The 20,248-nt window shown below is 49.2% G+C and carries 16 protein-coding genes; 10 read left to right on the top strand and 6 right to left on the bottom strand.

The annotated features are described in order from the left end of the window. Positions 1-15 precede the first annotated feature (15 nt). Positions 16-693 (bottom strand): hypothetical protein, encoded by a 678-nt coding sequence (locus B3A20_RS08765; RefSeq protein ID WP_290763668.1) that lies wholly within the window; start codon positions 691-693, stop codon positions 16-18. A gap of 22 nt (positions 694-715) precedes the next feature. Then, positions 716-1,099, bottom strand: coding sequence for a hypothetical protein (locus B3A20_RS08760; RefSeq protein WP_290763665.1), 384 nt, complete (start codon positions 1,097-1,099; stop codon positions 716-718). Positions 1,100-1,435: 336 nt separating this feature from the next. Here B3A20_RS08760 and dnaX point away from each other — a divergent pair, with 336 nt between their 5' ends. From dnaX to B3A20_RS08730, 6 genes are all read left to right on the top strand, one after another. Beyond that, on the top strand, positions 1,436-3,163 hold the full coding sequence (dnaX, locus tag B3A20_RS08755; RefSeq protein ID WP_290763662.1) for a DNA polymerase III subunit gamma/tau: 1,728 nt from the start codon (positions 1,436-1,438) through the stop codon (positions 3,161-3,163). A gap of 192 nt (positions 3,164-3,355) precedes the next feature. Next, positions 3,356-3,664: a YbaB/EbfC family nucleoid-associated protein gene (locus tag B3A20_RS08750; protein ID WP_012820129.1), complete on the top strand. Its 309-nt coding sequence runs from the start codon at positions 3,356-3,358 to the stop codon at positions 3,662-3,664. Between the two features lie 146 nt (positions 3,665-3,810). After that, the gene (locus B3A20_RS08745; RefSeq protein ID WP_290763656.1) at positions 3,811-5,226 is read left to right on the top strand and encodes a TolC family protein; all 1,416 of its coding nucleotides are present in this window, start codon (positions 3,811-3,813) and stop codon (positions 5,224-5,226) included. Positions 5,227-5,246: 20 nt separating this feature from the next. Beyond that, the gene (locus B3A20_RS08740) at positions 5,247-6,296 is read left to right on the top strand and encodes an efflux RND transporter periplasmic adaptor subunit (RefSeq protein WP_290763654.1); all 1,050 of its coding nucleotides are present in this window, start codon (positions 5,247-5,249) and stop codon (positions 6,294-6,296) included. A gap of 20 nt (positions 6,297-6,316) precedes the next feature. Next, positions 6,317-9,481 (top strand): efflux RND transporter permease subunit, encoded by a 3,165-nt coding sequence (locus tag B3A20_RS08735; RefSeq protein ID WP_290763652.1) that lies wholly within the window; start codon positions 6,317-6,319, stop codon positions 9,479-9,481. Positions 9,482-9,714: 233 nt separating this feature from the next. Then, a complete protein-coding gene (locus B3A20_RS08730; protein ID WP_290763649.1) occupies positions 9,715-11,001 on the top strand; it encodes a GspE/PulE family protein in 1,287 nt (428 codons plus the stop codon). A gap of 93 nt (positions 11,002-11,094) precedes the next feature. Here B3A20_RS08730 and B3A20_RS08725 read toward each other — a convergent pair whose 3' ends face one another. Then, the gene (locus B3A20_RS08725; RefSeq protein WP_290763648.1) at positions 11,095-12,267 is read right to left on the bottom strand and encodes a CHC2 zinc finger domain-containing protein; all 1,173 of its coding nucleotides are present in this window, start codon (positions 12,265-12,267) and stop codon (positions 11,095-11,097) included. Between the two features lie 27 nt (positions 12,268-12,294). Here B3A20_RS08725 and murB point away from each other — a divergent pair, with 27 nt between their 5' ends. Continuing rightward, the gene (murB, locus tag B3A20_RS08720; RefSeq protein ID WP_290763646.1) at positions 12,295-13,260 is read left to right on the top strand and encodes a UDP-N-acetylmuramate dehydrogenase; all 966 of its coding nucleotides are present in this window, start codon (positions 12,295-12,297) and stop codon (positions 13,258-13,260) included. Positions 13,261-13,282: 22 nt separating this feature from the next. Here murB and B3A20_RS08715 read toward each other — a convergent pair whose 3' ends face one another. After that, positions 13,283-13,690: a VanZ family protein gene (locus B3A20_RS08715; protein WP_290763643.1), complete on the bottom strand. Its 408-nt coding sequence runs from the start codon at positions 13,688-13,690 to the stop codon at positions 13,283-13,285. A gap of 26 nt (positions 13,691-13,716) precedes the next feature. Further along, complete coding sequence (locus B3A20_RS08710) at positions 13,717-15,192, bottom strand: FecR family protein (RefSeq protein ID WP_290763642.1); 1,476 nt, start codon at positions 15,190-15,192, stop codon at positions 13,717-13,719. Between the two features lie 226 nt (positions 15,193-15,418). On the opposite strand from B3A20_RS08710, the gene B3A20_RS08705 reads away from it, so the two are divergent. Continuing rightward, positions 15,419-16,621: a class I SAM-dependent rRNA methyltransferase gene (locus B3A20_RS08705; protein ID WP_290763640.1), complete on the top strand. Its 1,203-nt coding sequence runs from the start codon at positions 15,419-15,421 to the stop codon at positions 16,619-16,621. Between the two features lie 117 nt (positions 16,622-16,738). After that, entirely contained in the window at positions 16,739-18,271 is a 1,533-nt protein-coding gene (locus B3A20_RS08700; protein WP_290763638.1) for a xylulokinase, read from the top strand. Between the two features lie 168 nt (positions 18,272-18,439). Here the strand turns inward: B3A20_RS08700 and B3A20_RS08695 are convergent, their stop codons facing one another. After that, entirely contained in the window at positions 18,440-19,714 is a 1,275-nt protein-coding gene (locus B3A20_RS08695; protein WP_290763635.1) for a tetratricopeptide repeat protein, read from the bottom strand. A 98-nt stretch (positions 19,715-19,812) separates the two neighbouring features. Here B3A20_RS08695 and B3A20_RS08690 point away from each other — a divergent pair, with 98 nt between their 5' ends. Continuing rightward, positions 19,813-20,058: a hypothetical protein gene (locus B3A20_RS08690; RefSeq protein ID WP_290763633.1), complete on the top strand. Its 246-nt coding sequence runs from the start codon at positions 19,813-19,815 to the stop codon at positions 20,056-20,058. Positions 20,059-20,248 lie beyond the last annotated feature (190 nt).

Below are 20,248 nucleotides of genomic sequence, written 5' to 3'. Positions count from 1 at the left end.
ACATATAAAAGGGATCTAGTGAAGCCCGTGTTGTTCGCAAAGAACAGGAATGTTACCGCCCGACAAAATCATGGCGGCAATCGAGCCGTAGCAAAGACCTTTCCCGACTTTAGACATTGCCTCATTAACGTTCGTTCGATCTTCAGAGCCAATCAAAATCGTTGGGTTATGGAACCCTGCCGGAATTGTTTTCGGGCGCTCCGGTTTTTCATCGCGGAACTCATTTTCAGGAGCATTGTAAACAAAATATTTTTCATCGATTACTGGGAGTTCATCAACCGCCGGGATTGAATCCATTTCAATTCTTCCCAACAATTTGCGAGCATACAGAGAATCGTCCGGATGTCCAAAGGTACAATACAATATCGGGAACATAAAGAAATCAGTAGAGTCCAATTTTTTCATCAAGACATTAGCGGCAACAGCACTAAAAGAAGCTCCCAATGGCAAAAAAGAATTACTACAACCAATCAAGAAAGTACAATATGAATCGTCATAAAACGTATTGTCATTAATCGGGAAGCCCGGATACACCGGGGTATAGCTAGTAATCCTTAACTTAGAATCTTCCTTAGTCGTATCTCGAGATGGCCAAAATTGAATAGACATGTCATACGGTTTACCCGCGCTCACCCAGCAAAACGAGCATCCGACAAAGATCGCTACAGCGATAAATTTTACGAAGCCTGCCACAAACACTCCCCCAAGCCTAAGCTTAATTCAGTCCAAGCTGCTCACGAACATTCTTAATAAATTCATATTCTTCGGGCGATATATTAGTCCTGTTGTAGTCTTCGTGCGAAGCATTTGCAATGCGGACCATGCAATTTATCACGAGAACTTTTGAATCACGGGACTGCGACTGAAGAGCCTTGACGCAAGCCTTAGTACGGTCGCTAGCCGACTTGAAGCTTGCATAAAGGTTGTTGAATTCGTCCCAACTGGCGTTCGGAGTCACTTCGTCATGAACCTTGTCGAGTTCTGCACTTTCCGCTTCCGTAGCCGAGGCAGCCCCCGGCAAAAGCGGTTCATTTTCGTAGTCATGGGAAAGGCAAGCCGTCTGCCAGCACAAAATCAAAAGCGCCATATCAAAATTCATAAGTACCTCTGTTTACATAGTCATCCGCTTAAAGAGCGATATGACAATTTTTAAATATTTACATTTTAAAGATACGAAATTAGTGGTTAGTAAACAGTGGTTAGTAAACAGGATTGCAGAAAAAATCGCTTTGGCTGTTAGTCAATGGTTATTGCATAGTTGTCACCCTGGAAGGAGTGCAACGACCGATAGGGTCCATTATTTCACGCACAGGATCCTTCCTACATTCCCCCAAACCAACAATCACTAACCACTTGCAATCCCCCATACCTCAAAAACGCAATTTTTCTCATTCTCTCGTCTCTAGTCTCTCGTCTAAATACTATATTCCTAGCCATGGCATACATCGCAATGGCGCGTAAGTGGCGCCCGCAATCATTCAGCGATATGGTCGGTCAGGAACATATCGCAAAGACTCTCGAGAACGCCATTCAGGGCGGTCGTCTCCATCATGCATTCCTTTTTACCGGCACCCGTGGTGTGGGCAAGACTACTAGCGCCCGCATCCTCGCCCGCACGCTCAACTGCAAGGGCTCTGACCCATTGCACCCGTGTGGGCAGTGCGACAGCTGCAAGGATATCGCCGGTGGAAACCCGATGGACGTCTATGAAATAGATGCGGCATCCAACACCAGCGTCGACAACATCCGCGATGTGATTGAACGTGTGCAGTACCCGCCCGTCATCGGCAAGTACAAGATCTTCATCATCGACGAAGTCCACATGCTCTCGACAGGCGCCTTCAACGCGCTCCTCAAGACGCTCGAAGAACCGCCGTCCCACGTAATTTTCATCTTCGCGACGACCGAAGTCAACAAGGTCCCGCAGACGATTTTGAGCCGTGTCCAGCGTTTTGACTTCAAGCGCCTGACCGTTGACCAGATCCGCAGCCGCCTCCGCTACATTTGCGAACAGGAAGGCATCAAGGCTACCGACGAAGCCCTCGACATCTTTGCCGAAAAGGCCGACGGTTCCATGCGCGACGGTCTCACCTACTTTGACCAGGCCTACGCCTTTACCGGGAACGAGATGACCGCGGAATCCGTCCGCTCTGTGCTCGGCATCCCGCCTGTAGAACTTTTCTTCTCGCTCATCCAGTCCATCGAGAACCACGACATCAAGGGTTGCTTCCGCATGGTGGATGACGCAGTGAAAATCGGGATCGAGTTCATCCCATTGCTCGACGGCTTTGGCAAGTTCCTCCGCAATTTGCTCTATGCCCGCCTCGACGCCTTCACGCCAGATGCACTCAACATCACCGAAGAACTTTACACCAAGTACAAGAGCTGCGCACAAAGTCTTACGAACGGCGACATCCTCCGCATAAGCAAGATGCTTATCGACTTGCAGGGTACGCTCCGCTATAGCACGAACCCGCGCCTCCTCGTCGAGACGACGTTTGCCCGAATGGCTTGGCTCGACCGACTGGTCGACTTGCGAAAAGCTCTTGCAGCGATTAACGATCCTAAAAGCGCCGAAAACGACGCGGTAAAAAAAAAAGTAACTGAAGTTAGCGCCATGATAGACGCCCAGGAAGAAGTCCAGGCGTCTTATGATGACCCGTTTGCAGGCTACGATCAAGGTGGCGTGCAAGCGTTTTCACGTTACGAGATTGCGGCCGCTTGGCCCTCCATCCTTTCGAACATCGCTAACGATGGCGACTACGTGTTCTCCGCCGCCATTGCTGGCACCACACTGGAAACCGGCGACCCCGAACAGAACCCGTTCCCGATTACACTCACCTACGCGGGCACGACCGAAAATGCCGAAAACTGGGGCTACCGCCAGATGACGGAACATCCCGAGTATGTCGAACGCGTCACGCGCATTTTGGAAGATCGCCTACAGACGAAAATCGCGCTTTCCATCCGCACCCGCGCCTACACCGAGAGCGAACTTGCCGAACAGCGCGCCGCCAAGATGAGCCCGTACGAACTCGACCTGGAAAAGGAACCGGGACTTGCAAAACTCCAGCAGATGTTTGCGACGGAACTCGTTTTCACCAAGAAACTCAAGAAAGCGGCACTTGTCGCCCAAAGTGACGATGAGGATTGCGACGCATAGATTATCATGGACCCTATCGGTCGCAAGCTCCCTCCGGGGTGACAATTAAAACGTCATCCTGGAACGAAACGTAGTGTAGTGATAGGATCCAACCAAATAAAAATTCTATAATTACGAACGATAAACGACTTTAGTGTTTCCTCTGGAGCACAAAAACAACCTTTAATACACTCAAAAAGCGAGGATATATTCATGGACATGAGCAAGATGCTTAAGGACCTTCAGAAAATGCAGAGCAAGATGCTTAAGGCGCAAAACGACCTCAAGGCTCAGAGCTTTGACGCCGAAGCCGGTGGCGGAATGGTGAAGGTCGCCATGAACGGAAAGGGCGTGCTCACGATGGTCAAGATTAATCCGGATGCCGTCGACAAGGACGATGTCGAAGCTCTCGAAGACCTCATCATGGCAGCCGTGAACTCCGCCGTCAAGAAGAAAGACGATGCCCAGCAGGCAAGCATTTCGGACATCACCGGTGGCATGAAAATCCCCGGTTTGATGTAATTTTGAGCAAAAAAACGCTGATTTACGCAAATTAGGCTGCTATTCATCCCTACATTTGTGCACTTCATCAAAAACAGAAAAAAGCCCCCTTATAAAAAGGGTGCTTTTTTTTTACATTTGGCTAGCTTAATATATTAGGAGAACGAATGTCAAGGAAATTTTTAGTCCTTTCTGCCCTAGCGTTAGGGTTGATTGTACCGGCCTCGGCAAAAACCTATACGCGAGATGAGGCGATTAAGACCGCCATGGAAAACTCTTCGGATATCAAAACCGCCGAAGAAGAACTCATTAAGGCATCTTCTCAGGTTGAATCCGGATACGGAAACGCATACCCCTCTATTGACCTTAGCGCCAATGTTACCCGCATTTTCGGGCTTGACGATGTCAAAAAAACATCCGCCCTTACAGATGCAGCCAAGGACATGGCCGACGAAAAAGATGACGCGGGCTACCCCAAAGCAAACGCTTATGACCAAAACGTAATTGGCCCAGCTTTGGACGGAATGACTTATGGAATGAAGTCCCAAGCCTACCGCTGGCAGTCCAGTGTTGGCCTCACTGTTACCCAAATTCTTTACGCTGCAGGAAAAGTCGGTACCGCCATCGATATCGCCAAAGCCTACAAGCACTTGGAAGAAGTCAACCTCGAAGACAAAAAGGCTAAAGTCCGTTATGAAGTCGACAATGCTTTTGACCAGCTCATTTACCTAGATTCTTCAATTGCCATTGTTGACGAAAGCATGAAGATTACTCAAGACAACATTGATTTTGTGGAACAAGGCGTTAAAAGCGGACTTGCCACAGAACTTGATTTGGCAAGAGTTCAGCTCGCCATGGAAGCCCTCAAGGTAGACAGAAAGACTCTCGAAGACAAGCGCCTCCTTGCCAAGAACGCTCTTCTCAACACCATGGGTCTTGACTGGGACAACGACGTTCAATTCAACGGAGAACTCCGTAGCCCGGAATCCAACCTCCCGTACCCGGACACCTCCATGGCAAGCGTCAAACAGCGTCGTAAAGAATTGGTGATGCTCCAAGCTACCGAAACGATGAAAGAAAAGAACATCGAAATCGAAGAAGGTGGCTACAAGCCGACAATCGCATTGGTAGGCGGCCTCAAGTATGCCAACAACCAAAACAAGATTACCGAATGGGACGCACCGAAATGGGACAAGCTCAATAAATACGTTTCTTTGAACTTGTCGATGAACCTTTTCAATGGCATGAAGACCAAGGAAGCAGTGGTCCAAGCTAAATCCAGCCTCCGCAGCACCCAGATACAGAAAGAAACCGCAGAACGAGGCTTCCGCGTGCAAATCGAAAGTTGCGCCCAGACCCTCGCCTCCTCTGAACGCAACCTCGAAGTTTTGAAGAACAACATCGACCTAGCCCAACGCATTTACGATATGACCGACGCGGCTTTCAGAAACGGTATGGAAACGCAGCTCAACCTGCTTACCGCCAACATGGACCTCCGCAAAGCAAAACTCAACTACTTGCAAGGGATTCTCAACTGGAACACCGCTTACAACGCTTTGCTCCAAGCCACAGGTGAATACTAAGATTTAAGAGGAAGACAATCATGAAGACCATTACAAAATCAATCATTACTATTTCTGCCCTGTCGCTCCTCCTCGCTGGATGTGGCGACGCCAAGAAAGACGCCAAGTCCGAAAAGAAAGTTTCGACCATCGAAGAAATCCAGAAGGTCAATGGCAAGCCAGCCCGCGTCGTGAAGGCAGCCACCGTCAAGCTTACAGACGTGCGTTCCTTCAGCGGCACCATCGAAGGTAGCCAGCAAACGACAGCAACCGCCAAGCTCGGTGACCCGATTGCCAAGATCAACGTCCACGTTGGTTCCAAGGTCAAGAAAGACCAGGTTCTCGCTGAATTTGTTTTCACAGGCGACAATACAGCTTACCAGCAAGCAAAAGCAGCCATGGAACTGAACGAAAAGACCCTCGCCCGCACCAAGGAAGTGCAGGCAAAGGGCGGTGTCACTCAGAACACCGTTGACCAGCTCGAAACCCAGATTAGCATATCCAAGATGCAATTGGAAGCAGCCCGCCGCGCAACGCTCGTGCTCGCCCCGTCTTCGGGCACCATTACCGAAGTCAAGTTCAAGGTCGGTGAAGTTCCGGGTGTCGGTGGAGCCATGTTCACCATCGCAAACCTCGACAAAGTAATCCTCAAGCTCAACGTCACAAGTTCCGAAATCGGCTTCTTCAAGAAAGGCGCCAAGGCAACAATCGAACTCAACGGCGAAAAGCTTCAGGGCGAAGTAAGCCTCATTCCGCTCGCCGCAAACCCGATAACCCGCTTCTTCCCGGTTGAAGTCACATTCAAGAACAAGGGTCAAAAGCTCCTCCCGGGCATGTACCTCACCACAAAGATTGACGCCCGTGAAGTTACAGGCGTTACAGTCCCTGTCGAAGCCATTGTCTATAGCAATGGCGTGAACGCCGTATGGATCGTCGATAAGGAAGGCAAGGCCAAGCGTAAAATCGTGCAGCTCGGTGTGCAGACCAAAACAGACATCCAAATCAAGGACGGCCTTAACGAAGGCGATGTCGTGATGGTCGAAGGCCAGAACCGCATGAACGACGGCGACAAGGTGCTGATTGTCGAATAATCGACACTGGAGAATAGCCAATGATTAAAGCCAGTATTTACAAACCAATCACCATGCTCATGGTCATCTTGACCGTGGTGGTGTTCGGTCTTTATACCTATTCCATGATGGTGGTGGACTTGATGCCGAAATTCGAAGTCCCCGTGGTTACGGCCACCATCATTTACAAGGGCGCAAACCCTGAAGAAATCGAAACCACAATTATCAAGCCGATTGAAGAACAAGTGGAACTCGTGGACGGTATCGACTACGTGCAGTCCATCTGCTTGGAAAACTACGGCATTATCGTCGCCATGTTCAACATGGGCGTGAACGTGGACGTTGCCGCAAATGACGTGCGTTCCAAGGTGGACCTCGCCTCAGCGGACTTCCCGGATGCAGTTGAGGCGCCGATTATTTCGAAAGTCGATATTAACGGTGCTGCCATCATGGCAATCTCGTTCACCGGTCCTCTAAACTCTACAGAACTCCGCCAGAAAGTCGAAGACGAAATCGAACCGCTCTTCACTTCTGTTTCCGGTGTTGCTAGCGTCGATATTTTCGGTGGTACAACCCGCCAGATCGCCATCGAAGTCGACAAGGAAAAGATGATGGACCGCGGTGTCGACATCGGCACTATGATGGGCCTTTACGGCATGTCCAACGTAAACCTCCCGATTGGTGAAGTTATCGGCAAGCACAAGAATACATCTGTGCGTACCGCAGGTAAGTTCAAGAGCCTCGATGAAATGCGCAATATGGAAATTCCGACGGCTAACGGAGTGGTCAAACTCTCCGAAATTGCCGTCGTGAAAGACACCATCGAAACGATTACATCGACATCTCGCTTTAACGGCATCAACTCTGTCGCACTCGATATCAAGAAACGCTCCGATGCAAACGTCGTGGAAGTTTCCAGAGGCGTGCTCAAGCGCATGGCAGAAGTCAACAAGACTCTCCCGGAAGGCTTCAAGCTCACGCTCATTTACGACAAGTCCGAAGCCGTGAACGAATCTATCGATAACGTTATCCAGAACATCATTATCGCTATTGCGCTTACCGCAGGCCTCTTGCTCCTGTTCCTCGGCAAATTCTCGACGATGATTATCGCGGCTCTCACGATGCCGATTTCCGTGATTGGCGCATTTACGCTCATGTACTTTGCAGGCTTCGGCATCAACATGATGTCCCTCATGGCTCTTTCAAGTTCTGTGGGTCTGTTGGTGACGAACTCCATCGTCGTGCTTGAAAACATCAACAGCAAGTTGAACCAAGGCCTTGATCCGAAGGAAGCCGCCTACAAGGGCACTTCTGAAATCATGATTGCCATCATGGCATCGACGCTCACCAACGTCTGTGTGTTCGTGCCTATCGCATTCATGAAGTCCATCGTAGGTATCTTCTTTAGAACATTCGGTATGACCATGGTGTTTGCAACGTTCGTGTCGCTCCTCGTGACATTCACGCTTACACCGCTTATGGCCGCTTACTTGTTCAAGGGTAAAAAGAAAGACGAAAACGGAAACATCATCGAAGAAAAGCCGGGCTTTATCGGAAGCCTGCTGGGACTTTTCCCAAAGGCCTTGAACGGTGTTCGTTTTGTCTACTTGAAGATGCTTGGATTCTGCCTTTCTGTTCCGGGCGTGATTGTCCAGGTACTGGCTCTTGGCGTAGCCATCGTCCTTGTAGCAGGCCTTGCCAAGAACAACTTGACGGTTGAACTTGCCCCAAGACAAGACCAGGGCATGATGAGCATCAAGCTCGAAATGCCCGTAGGTACGAATATCGAAACGACCGACAGTGTCGCACGCATTATCGAATCCCGCGTCAAGGATATTCCTGAAATTGTTCACTACAGTATGAACGTGGGTGGTTCCAACGGCTTTACGACCGTAAACCAGGCCACCATGCGTGTTAGACTCTTGAAGGACTGGGAAAAGAAAAACAATCCCAACTGGAAGGGCAGACATCGCAGTACGGACGAAATCGTCGACTCCATCCGTCCGTACCTCGCCAACATTCCAGACGCCTACATTTCTGTAAAGTCCACCTCCGCCTCTGAAATGCAGAACAACTCCGCTGGCGATGTGGTGCTCGAAGTGAGCGGTCTCCATGCAGACTCCGTCATCAAGGCATCACAAATCGTCCTTGACCGAGTGCAGCAAAAGATTGACGGTATCGTGGATATCAAGACAAGTTACGAAGCCGGTAAGCCTGAAATCCGCTTGGTTCCGAACCGCGCAGCTCTCGCTGACTATGGCGTAACGCTTGAAACAGTCGCAAACTACAACTACATTGCAGTGAACGGTTTCGAAGCAGGCCAGTACACCGAAGACGGTGAAGAATACGACGTTTACGTACGCTTGATGGAAAAGGATAGGCAGAGCCATGCCGACATCGAAGACCTGCCTGTCAAGACACCGAAGGGCTACGTAAGTGCTAGCGAACTCTTCCACATCGAAGATGGTGCTGGTCCGACACGTATTGACCGTAAGCGCAAGATGAGACGTGTAGACGTTTCGATGAACTTGCTCCCTGGCCACACGACCGGTGAAATCATGGGCAAACTCACGGAACTTACAAACAGCATGAAGGACGAACTCCCAGAAGGTATCTCGTTCAGCTTCGGTGGCAACGCCGACATGCAGAACGACATGCAGAAGGAATTCATGACTGCAATCGTGATGGCTATTCTCCTCACCTACATTTTGCTCATCGCACTCCTCGAAAGCTTTGCCCAGCCGTTCATTATCATGACGACCATCCCGATGGGTGCTATCGGTGTGCTCCTCGCCCTTATCTTTACCGGCAAGGCGCTCTCCATGATCGCCCTCATGGCTATCGTTATGTTGATTGGTGTGGTGGTGAACAACGCTATTCTTTTGCTCGACGAAGCAAACCGTCTGTTGCGTAGTGGAAGCATGGGCCGCCGTTCGGCAGTGATGACCGCAGCAAAGTCCAAGTTCCAGCCGATCATGCTTGCAACGCTTGCATCCGTGATTGCACAGCTTCCGCTGGCATTTGCTCTCGGTGGTAACGTGGCCGCCATGACGCAGCCGATGGGTATTGCCTCTGTGGGTGGCTTGATCGTGTCAGCCGTGCTTACCATGTTCCTTGTGCCGACATTCTTCTGGCTCCCGAACGCCCTCTTTAGCAAGGCAAAGAAAGGCGCTCGCAAAGTCAAGGCAAAAATGAGCAAGGCTTAATCGAGTTTCATTAGACAACTCCGCAAAGTCCCCCACTCCGGGGGACTTTTTTGCGTTTATAGCCATTAGCTATTAGTCAATAGTATTTAGCCATTGGTTTTTATAATCGCGGCTTCGCCGCCAAACTTTAACAAACAACTAATGACCATCGACCATTAACGACTTTGCAAACAGTTGATTGCAAAATTTGCACGGATATGTCTTTTCGAGATTTTTGTATGTATTTTACGGGGATGAATACAAAAAACTTGTCCAAAAAATGGTGCCAGAAAAACGGGATTGCGGTTGTTGAAAGCACAGAGAAATGCGCCGAGCCCATGAAAGTCGCCGTGCCAAACGCAAACGATGAATTTCTCCTCGAAAAAATCCGCTTTATCACACAGCAACGCATTATTCCAAAACAGCACTCCCCTGCCGAAATCAAGATGATGCACAGCCACACCGATACAATCGACGACGAAGATTTGCTACAACATCTCAATCATCTCGAAATTTCGCGAAATTCTTCTTGGGAATCAGAACCGATTATAAACCTCGTCGATAGCCTTATCGTCAAGGCTCTCCAAAAAAAAGCGACCGACATTCACCTCGAGCCGTTGGCAGATGCTCTGCGCGTGCGATTCCGCATTGACGGACTTTTAACGGATTATAGGACGTTCCCGCAATGGCTTGCCGAGCCTGTTTTGATACGCCTCAAAGTCATGGCCAATGTCGATATCACGGAGCGCCGTTTGCCGCACGACGGGAGTTTCGCCTTTGAAGATTTTCACGAAAAAGTGAACGTTCGCGTCAGTACCATTCCCGTAAACAGCGGCGAGAAATGCGTACTGCGATTGCTCCCAGCAAACGATTCCGCACAAACGCTCGACAGCCTTGATTTTAACGAAACGACACTCCAGGCAATTCGGAAAATTTTCAGCGCTCCGCAAGGGCTGTTCCTCGTTACAGGCCCCACAGGAAGCGGCAAGACGACAACGCTTTACGCAGGCCTCCGAGAAATCATACAGCGAAAGATCAATGTTACGACCATCGAAGACCCTGTAGAATACGAACTCCGCGGAGCAAATCAGGTTCCCGTCAACGAGAAATGCGGATTCACATTTGCAGTCGCATTACGTTCTATTTTGCGCCAGGATCCGGACGTGATTCTCGTCGGAGAAATCCGCGATGCCGAGACCGCACAAATTGCGTTGCAAGCCGCACAGACTGGGCATCTTGTGTTGAGCACGTTGCACACAAACAGTGCAAAAGCGGCGGCGGCGAGACTTCTCGATTTAGGCGTTCAGAAAAGCATCTTGGACGAAGCATTGCTAGGCGTGTTCGCCCAGCGCCTCGTAAGGAAGCTTGATAAAACAGCATCTAGTGAATCTACACCGCAATACAAAGGCAGAACAGTCGTCTGCGAATTGTTACTCCCCAACAACACCTACGCCGACGGTACCATGCAAGAAAACGCCACCCACCTCATCCACCAAGGAATCACCACCGAAGAAGAAGTCGATAGAGTAATGGGATCATAATAATTCTTATTCAGCAAATCAAAAAGCATTGAATCCGTTTAAAGCGAGAATAATTGATAAAATAAAAACAGAAGAAGTGAACTATATCTTAGTTCACTTCTTCCCACCAAACCAATCGTTGATGTCTTCGCCTTCTTTCATCGACAATTTGCCAAATTGATCTACACCATCACCGAGCACAACCGTGCGGATATTCGCATTTGCAAAAACCGTCTGCAAGTACTCCGTGCCACTGCGCCCCGCCTCATCTTTGTCTAGGCAGAGCACGACACTCTTGTTTTTAAAGAGCGGGAGCCATTCTGTCTTGAAAGAACGCACGCCCGGGATTCCAATTGCCGCAATGCGTTGTCCCAAGAACGTGAGCGTATCAACCACGCCTTCGCAAAGGTAAACCCATCCCGGCCTTTCGTCAAGCGCCGAAACATTGTACGGGAACGGCACCGTCCCGCGCAAGTTCAGCTCCTTCGGCACAACCGTGCTATCGATTGCGCGTGCCTGGAAATAAAACGAACGGCGCTTGGAATCGAGATATGGGAAAAACAGCGGATGCTTGTAATACCTCAAGTTCCCTTTCTCGCTAAAAAGCCCCACATACTTGAGGACTTCTAAATCATAAGTTTCCTTGAGCTTGTTGTTCAGAGCGCCGTAATCCGTAATCGTACGCAAAAGCATTTTGTCCCAAATCGGCTTGTAAATGCGCCGGCGAGCAAGGTATGCAGCCGCGGGCGTTTTGTCGACAGGACTCAACATTTTCAAAAACGAGAGGATAATTTTTTTGCGTTCATCTTCGCTCACAATCTCTTTTGCAGGCTCGGGAGAGCGATATTCAAGAGCGGCATCACGGACTGCCGTTTTCGCAACAAGCGCTGCACTTTGTTCAGGCGACACATTCAAAGCAGGTGCTCGATTCGGCATCGTTGCCGCAGAGGCGAAATTCGTCGTTGATACGCGATTTTGCGCCTGAGGCTTTGTTCCACGCAACAGGAATCCATACGTTTCCTTGAGCCAGTTCAAAGCTTCCAAAAACGAACAATTCTTGACAAACTGCACAAGCGAAATCACATCGCCGCGAACGTCATCGCAAACCCAGCAGCGGAATGTTCCGCGTTCTTCGGAGAACGATACAGACGGAGTTCTATCGCCATGCGCATGGCGTGTCGGGAAAAAGCAACGACAACGGCCACGCACCACCGGAAGGCCTAAATCCATAGCCACCGTCGTAATCGAGAGTGCAGCCTTAAATTGTTTGAGTTCCTCTTCTGTCATTGCTCCAAGAATATATATATTTTCTTCATGATTATTCAAGAAAATGTACCGATGTACGAGCACACTTCCTTTAAAGTAGGCGGTCCCGCACGATATTTCGTCAAAGCAGAATCCGTAAGCGATATTAAGGAAGCAATAGCATTTGCAAACGAGCGCACACTCCCGAGCTACATTCTCGGCAAAGGCACGAACATGCTCGTCTCTGATAGCGGATACAACGGCGTCATCATCCAGCTCGATAAGTTTTTCTCGGAAATCACGAATCTCGGCAACGGGAAAATTTGCGTCAAAGGCGCCACGCCGCTTGCTCGCCTCGCCCGCTATACCATTAACGAAGGGCTTGCCGGCATCCACAAACTCGCAGGCATCCCCGGGAGTCTCGGCGGCGCGATTTTTATGAACGCAGGCGCTTACGGCCAAGATGTTTCGCAGACTTGCGTTGAAGTCGAAAGCATCGATTCTGCCGGCAATTTGCGCACTCGAACAGCAGCAGATTGCAAATTCGGTTACCGCCATAGCGTATTTCAAGAGCTTGCAAAATGCGAGCCCAAGGTCCCTGAGCCTGCCGAAGGGGGGCAAAGCAATTTTCTTTCAGAAACAATTCTTTCTGCCACATTCCAGCTTACGCACGCAACAGAACTTGGCAAGACAGCCAAAGATCTCGAAAGCGAAATGCAAGAATGCATGACAAAGCGTCGCAATTCGCAACCGCTTTCCATGCCCAATGCGGGTAGCACCTTCAAGCGTCTAGATGCAGGCGCTGCAGCCACACCCACGCAAATCGCGCCGGGCTATTACATCGAACAGGCGGGATTAAAAGGGTTCCGCATCGGTGGCGCCGAAGTGAGCCGTATGCATGCAAACTTTATCGTAAATGCCGGAGGCGCCACAGCAGCAGACATCAAGGAGCTTAGCGAACACGTTCAAAAAATTGTCGCCGAAAAATTCGGCCTCCAACTAAAACGCGAAATTATATTGCTTGGGAAATTTTAATATTTTATCTGCAATAGAAAGTCTACTTAACAAGCGGATCGTACTTGTTCAAGATTTTCACAATAAGTACGTACACCGAGCCGCCGATAAATCCACCAAGAGCATCGGCAATCAAGTCGAACCCGCTACAGTCACGGCCTTCCACAAAGCTCTGGTGGTATTCGTCCGTGCAACCGTAAGCAAGCGCAATCGCCATAACAATCAGCACCTTGAGCCACGGCTTTATAGACCACTCACCACGAGCCCACCACATACAAAAGCAACCCGCCAAAGTGGCGTATTCACAAGTATGCGCAAGCTTATCCCACACATGCGGAAAGTCTTCGAGTTCATAGGATGTCATCGAAGAAATCTTGAATATAATCGCCATGCAGAGGATGGCAGGGACTTTTCTGAAAAAAGGGTACTTGTCAAAGAGCGATTCAAACATGCGCCCAAATTTAGCTTTTGTAAAAGCTATTCGTTCTTGAGCAGGCGCTTGGAGACGACATTTTTGTATTCTTCTTCTGCCGTCATGTCGTTGATTCGGTTACTCTTCTTGCCATCTTCGTAATTTTCGAAGAAGCAATACGTCTCATAAACTTTCCTTGCCTTGATTTTTTTGCCATTTACAAACATGGCCACAATTTCGAAATGGGCTATTCGATTCTGCTTGAGGCGAATCGGCAATTTAAATGAATTTGTCATCAATTCATCGTCTGCAAAAGTCTTTACCACAACACCCTTGCGTTTCACGATGATTTTCTTGATTTGCGACAAGTCCGAACCCATCAAGCCAGCCACACTAAAACGGAGCGTCGCCGGGATATCACGTTCTTCGGGCAATACATGAATGCGTTCGCGACCGGAGCCCACAATAACAATCGACGGTTTGAGTTTTTTCGGTTGGACCGTATCTTTCGGAACGTTAGACTTGCGTTCATCTGCCTTCGTCAAGACCGCAGCCATCTTTGCCGAAACAAAATTCGTATGCCACGTATGGCAAATGTATTCCACTTCACCATTGCTGCAATTCACAACAAAATGCTTCGGACCAAACGCTGTAGAATCAGCCCATTCAAACGTACGCCTGTAGAGCCCGTTTTCTGGGATCGTATCGACAATTCCGAGCACAGAAACAAAGCTACCCGGAATAAACAACGCTTCAAGCGTCACGCTCGGCTTGCCAATATATTCATTCAAGACCTTCGGCTTAAACTCAATCTGCGAACTCTTTATGAAAGCTTCCGATTTTTTCTTGTAGGCTTCATCAAATTCCAACAGCATCGTTTCGAGTTTGTCGAGATTCAACCTTGCAGCGCGCACACCAAGTTCAGTAGCAGCTCCCGTTGCAATCGAATCAAGCGCTCGCGCCAACTTGAGCGAACCTGAACTTGCAAGCGATAAAATCCTTAAGCCATTCGTATTGACAATCAAAGTCTGCCCGCTCTTGACCGACTGCGCCGTATCGGTTTTTACAGTCACGTCAAGACGACCTTCCTTAAGCGACGAGATTTCCAACCCATCGATATTTTCAATAAAGCCCGCCGTTCCACGAACAACTGACGAAACATTTTCCGTACGGAGTTCGAACTCATCCTTGACAGCCTGCTTTTGCACCTCGAACAACAACTTTCCATAGCGGAGGGCTACAGTCATCCTTGTTTTCAATTCATCAGCTTTCGTCACTTCAATCGCCATCTCCGACCGACCATCGGTCTTGAGCGCAGAACCATCATCAACAGATATCACAACCGAAGAACCCGCCTCGGTCACAATCGATGATTTTTCATGAACGGCTAAACCGACCTTCAACGACTTAGCATGGCTATCAGCGGTTTTCACAAGAGCATCGCCCACAACGCTCTGGACAACGCCATTAAACAAAGGCTTTCCGGGAATCGCATTTAACGATTCTTTTTTGGAGGATTCAGAATCACCACAGGCAGACAAAGATACAGCAAAAACCAGGGCTAAGCCCAAAAGCCCAACCCTAAAAAACTTTGCTTGATTCTTTCCTACCATGTTTTTTAATCTAGCAATTAAAATTTCAAAAAAGAAATTTACAATCACTTTTCCCCCTCGATTAAAAACAATAATTTGCGCACCGTCTCACGTTTTATGAACCACACAAATGCGTGACAAAATAAATATAACTAAAAATTCTAAATTTTCACCTATGAAAGCAATTACATTGAAAGCCGGGCGTGATAAATCAGCCCTCCGTTACCACCCGTGGATTTTTAGCGGCGCCATTGATGAAGTTGTTGGCGACCCCGCTCTTGGTGACGTTGTCGAAGTTTATAGCTACCATAGCGATTTTTTGGGCCTTGCAGCCTACTCCCCCAAATCCCAGATTCGAGGCCGTTTCTGGACATTCGGGACCGAAGGAAAGAACGTCAAAATTGACCGCGAATTCTTTAGCGACATTTTGGACCGCGCCATCGCCTCCCGCAAGAGCCGTGGGTTCGACATCCATGACAGGGAATGTGCATTCCGCCTTGTGAACGCAGAAAACGACGGCATTCCGGGCTGCATCATCGACAAGTACGCCGACATTTACTCCGTCGAAATTCTTGCTGCAGGCGCCGAAGTCAACCGCCAGATTATTTACGAATTGCTCGCCGAAAAGACGGGCTGCCGCGGCATTTACGAACGCTGCGATTCTGAAGTCCGCAAAAAAGAAGGTCTCCCCCTCCGCACGGGCGTCGTGTTTGGCGAAGTCCCGGACGAGCCGGTCATCATCAACGAAAACGGAATTCTTTTCCCGATTGACGTGAAAAACGGACACAAAACAGGCTACTACCTCGACCAGCGCGATGCCAGACGCCGCGTAGGCGAACTCGCTCGTGGCAAAAAGATGCTCAACTGCTTCTGCTACACCGGCGGCTTTGGTCTGTACGCACTCCGTGGCGGTTGCGAAAAAGTTTACCAGGTCGATGTATCCAAGGACGCGCTCAAGCTTGCCAAGGAAGGCATCATGCGAAACAAACTAAGCACCGCACATGCAACCCACGTTGAAGCCGACGTGTTCCAGTACTTGCGCAAGTGCCGCGACAAGGCCGAAACATTTGACTTTATCGTGCTTGACCCGCCAAAATTCGTCGAAAGCAAGGACAACTTGCAGAAAGGCGCTCGCGGCTACAAGGATATTAATTTGCTTGCAATGAAGCTTCTCGCCGAAGGCGGCATGCTCGCCACATTCAGCTGCTCAGGCCTTATGGAAATGGACCTGTTCCAGAAAATTATCGCCGATGCCGCAGCCGATGCCCACCGTCGCGTGCAGATTATCGAGCGTTTTGGACAGCCCGCCGACCATCCCGTGAACACGGCCTTCCCCGAAGGACAATACCTCAAAGGCCTCCTAGTCCAGGTCGTGTAAAAAGAACATAAAAGCTTTCAAAAAACTTACTACACAGGTGACAAAGCCTGTGTAATTTTTTTATAATTTTCCATGTTGTTTAAGGGTATATGAGGACGTTTTATAGAGGGTAAAGAAATGTATTTGGTCACATACGACATCGGCAATTCCTTTATAAAAGCAACGCTCACGAAAATTGCGAATTCGATTGAATTCGTGGGAGCAACAGTAGTCAACACCCACAGTACAATAACACTCGGCGGAAAAGGTGTCGAACAGAGCACCGAACAATGGTGGGATTCCATCTGCCGCAGCACAAAAGAGCTCCTCAAAAATTACGGCATCTCTAGTGACCAAATCAAGGGCATCAGTTTCTGCTCACAACTGAACGCAACTGTACTCGTTGACAAGAACGGCAATACAGTCCGACCGCCAATGACATTCTTAGACAGGCGTGCCGACAAGGAATTTAAAGATTACTTTGACCATGGACTCAAGCTCCACGGCTTAAACATCTGGAAGCTCTTCAAAGCCATTCGACATACAAGCATGGTCCCCGTTGGAGGATACAGTCCCATCTGGAAATACAAGTGGGTACAAAACAACGAGCCCGAAAAATTCGCTCAGGTTGACAAATTCCTCGATGCTGGCGATTACCTTTTGTACAAGACTACAGGCCGTTTTGTGCGCACCGAGGATTCCGCATTCTGCGCCGCATTGAACGACTGCCGTAAGGGCCATTCAGGCTGGAGCCATACGATGGCAAAAGTTTACGGCATCAACGAAAAGCACCTGCCCGAAATCGTGCAAAGCACCGACATCGTTGGTCGTATCACAGCCACGGCCGCAGAGCAGATGGGCTTGGAAAAAGGAACTCCCGTCATTGCAGGTGGTGGCGATGTCGCCATGGTCGCAATCGGCTGTGGCAACACGCAGAGCAACATGACGACCATATACTGCGGAACATCAGGCTCCGTAAGCACGGTCGTCGACCATATCATCCAGTTTGCAGACATCATGATGATCGCGGTCAAGGGACCAAATACCAAGCAGAAATACTTGTACGGTGAACTAGAAACCGCAGGCAAATGCTTTGCGTGGGCACGCGAACTTATCGGCAAACTCGACAATTCACAGTACAGCTACGAAGAATGCGCATCGCTTGTTTCAAAAGCGGAACCCGGTGCCCATGGGCTTTTGTTCACACCATTCATGAACGGCTGCAAGACGCCGTTCGAAGACGGCGACATCCGCAGTTCGCTTTCGGGCATTAGCCTAGAAACCACTCGTGGAGATTTACTCCGTGCAGTCATCGAAGGCATCTGTTTCCACTTCCGCTGGCTTTTGGAATGCCAGGCCAAGAAGTGCAAGATTTCGGACACGATCCGCTTTGCAGGTGGCCTTGCAAGAATCAACATCATGAACCAGATTCTCGCCGACGTGACCGGGCATACGATTGAAACGGTCAAGCATCCGCAGTACGTGGGAGCGCTTGGTGCCGCCGCCGTTGCTGCAATCGGGCTTGGACAGATGAAGTTCGATGACATCCACAGCTACATCGAAATCACGAACACATATACACCGAATCCCGAAAATCACGAAATTTACAACAAGCTCTACAAGAAATTCCTGGATAAAGTCAAGAGCGATCGAAAGCTTGTGAAAGGATAATTTTTCTCAAAATTTTTTCAAAAAAGGCGATGCCCTCCCTTCGACAAGCCCAGTGACCTGAGCGGGCATGACATCTTAAAAACAATGAAGCCGGGGCAAGCCCGGCATAATTTTATACGAAATCTTTCAGTTGTAACTAATAACTAAAGACCATTGACTAATGGCCAATTAGCGCTTATTTCGCGGGAGTTCGCTCGCGTGCTTTTCAAGCCACACGGCATCTTCGAGAGCGCGTTCGGCTTCAGTAGCCCAGTCAGAATCCGGGAATTCACGGACAACGTCACGATAGCGCGTTACAGCACTGTGGAAGTCGCGCATTTCACGGTAGATGTTGCCCATCTGGAGCATCGCAAAATAACGTTCATCCGGAGTGATTTCGTTTTCAAGCAAAGCCTTGTACATCTGGAGAGCGGCTTCGTGATAGCCGTCTGCATAAAGCGCATTGGCATTGGCAATGGAATTCGAAGCGGTCGGAGCAACGTCTTCCCTCTGCGGAACAACAGATGGTTCAGCAGACTTCGACTTGTCGTTCCCGCTCTTCTTCGCATCCTTCAAAGCTTTAGCTTCGGCTTCTTGCATAGCCTTTTCTTCGGCAGCAGCACTCGCGACAGCGTTGATTTCGGCCAGGCGGTCTTCAGCAGCCTTGCGGAACTTGGCATCCGGAGCAGCTTTCTTCAAGTAAGCGGCGAGGTACTTCTTTTCTTGCTCGGTGCGCTTGCTCTTCTGGTTGATTTTTGCCAAATAGAAATTAGCGTCGTTACCGCGTTCCTTGTACGAAAGTCCCTTCTTCAAGTTGAACTCGGCCTTGTCGTATTCTCCCAATTCATAACGGGTTAAGCCCGCATAGAAGTACGCACCGGCATCGCCAGGTTTCTTTGAAAGAACAACTCTCCAAAGCGGAGCGGCTTCAGCATAGCGGCCTTCGGCAAGCAAAGCCTTGCCCTTTTCAAACGGATCTTCAGAGGCGACAGCCGTTGCAGGCGCCGGTTGTGTAGCCTTCGGGGTTTCGACCTTTGCAGGAGCAGCGGGCTTTGCCGGTTCCGCCTTCGGAGCCGTTGCGGGGGCGGGTGCTGCAGAAGCAACCTTGCCACCTTTCATCTTAGCGCGCTCAGCGTCAGCCTTTGCCTGCTGGCCCATAGCCTCGTAAGCCTTAGCGGCCCCTTCGTATGCATCAGTCAAACTCGGGTCATAACCATAAGCGAGGCGGAAGTTCGCCACAGCCCCCTTATAGTCCTTCATCTTCATGCGAACCTTGCCTGCCGCCATATAAGCTTCGGTATTCTTTTTATTTTCAGCCAACATGGCACGGTATTCACCAAGAGCTTTATCATACTGACCCTTGGCCTCAAAGCGGGCACCCTGTTCAATACGGGGGTCCACAGCCCAAGTTTGAGACATTCCAACCAACAACGCAAGCGCGATAAAAGACAATTTCTTGTTCATAGCGAAAAATTTAGTAAAAACCATTGACTTTATGGCATAGATTGGTGATATTACTATCAGAGATGCGGATAATACCAATTACCCGCAAAGGAGAAAAAATGAAAATCACTGAAGCAGTCGATAAATATAAAGTCGATGAACAGGAACTCATCATCGAAGCCTACGAGCGTGAGGGTGGCGACCCCGAAGATGTGGACCTTATCCTCCTTGACCGCATTTGCGCACGACTTGGACTTGGGCTTGACAACGACGACATCGATAACGACGACATTGCCGAAGAAATCAACTTTGATGAGTACGGAAGCCACTTCGGAGACGTGTCCGAAAGCGAAGACGAACTTTAATCCACGTAGTGACATTTAATGACATTATCTTTATCTATTTTATAATCAGTTAAAGATAAACATTAAAGGTCACACATGTTCAATATTCATTTTCCATTAAGCCTGAGTAAAATAATTCTTCTTTCACTGACGGTAATCGTTTTCGGGCTTTTCGTTTACCTCTCGGGGAGCTTTGTCTCTGCAACCGTAT

The organism is Fibrobacter sp. UBA4297, assembly GCF_002394865.1.
GTDB lineage: Bacteria > Fibrobacterota > Fibrobacteria > Fibrobacterales > Fibrobacteraceae > Fibrobacter.
This window is presented reverse-complemented; position numbering and strand designations above follow the sequence as displayed.